Raw genomic sequence first — 956 nt, 5'->3', positions numbered from 1 at the left:
CGCAAACTTTATCGGGAATATCGTAGGAGGTTATGCGGTCTCCTCAGCAGCCAGCAAGTTTAGCTTGAATCAACCTGTTTCTCCAAATCGATATTCAAAAATAGATTTTACTCAAACTGACTTTGATGTTGAGTTAATAAGAGGTAGATTGAAAACTGATCCAGATACGGCTTTTTTCTGGTCAGGACGAACAGATGGCATTGGAGGAATGGATGTTGCGAAAAAAATAGCAAAAAATAAAGGAGGAGTTACATTAGAATCTACGATTGATGATACGAATATTGTAATGCCTGAATGGGATTTTAATACTCCTTCAAGTGTAACAGCTTGGGAGGAAGCTTCGAATGTTTACGCAGAGCAAGTATCTGGTGAAATAAGAGCTGTAGTTGGTAGCGAACTACGACCAGGAAATATTTGGGAAAACATCGAACTACCAAGATTGAAGGCCAATCCAAATGTTACTAAGGTTACGACAATAGATCCTAAAACAGGGGTAGAAAAAATTATATTCGAGAGGTAGAAATGAAAATTACAGGAACAAGATCAACAATTACTTTTGATTTAGAGAATGGTTTCCTATTAAAAGCACAAGGAGAATTGCTGATCAATAAAAAATTTGTTGTTTATAAAGATAGTATGACACAATGGGAGCCCCCTCATGATAATCTTCCGATAACTCAAAGAGAAATAGAGAATATTATTAATACAGCTAAAAAAATGGAGAGCAATCAAACTATTCAATTAGACTTTGTATAATTATGTTGTATTCTAAGAGAAATGAATCTCTATACAGCGGGTCAGGTTGCCTATCATGGGACTAAGCTCCTAGGTGGTAGTGAGGAAGACGCTCAAACCGCAAACTTTATCGGGAATATCGTAGGAGGTTATGAGGCCTCCTCAGCAGCCAGCAAGTTTAGTCTCAATAAGGTGAAAGTAGAGGTCGAAGCACCGAAGTA

At 37.6% G+C, this 956-nt stretch carries 1 protein-coding gene and 1 pseudogene; both read left to right on the top strand.

The window, feature by feature from the left end:
* Positions 1 to 520 (top strand): annotated as a pseudogene (locus ADH52_RS05515) (hypothetical protein); the annotation flags it as partial.
* A 2-nt stretch (positions 521 to 522) separates the two neighbouring features.
* Positions 523 to 756 (top strand): Imm74 family immunity protein, encoded by a 234-nt coding sequence (locus ADH52_RS05510; RefSeq protein WP_049510510.1) that lies wholly within the window; start codon positions 523 to 525, stop codon positions 754 to 756.
* Positions 757 to 956: the final 200 nt, after the last annotated feature.

The sequence above is a fragment of the Streptococcus pseudopneumoniae genome, from assembly GCF_001072665.1.
Lineage (GTDB): Bacteria > Bacillota > Bacilli > Lactobacillales > Streptococcaceae > Streptococcus > Streptococcus pseudopneumoniae_S.
The sequence above is the reverse complement of the archived record's forward strand: the minus strand, read 5'-3'. Positions and strand labels throughout refer to the sequence as shown.

Bases quoted from the DNA above. Each gene is read 5' to 3' on its own strand.
- ADH52_RS05510 (WP_049510510.1), top strand. From the start codon at position 523: ATGAAAATTACAGGAACAAGATCAACAATTACTTTTGATTTAGAGAAT.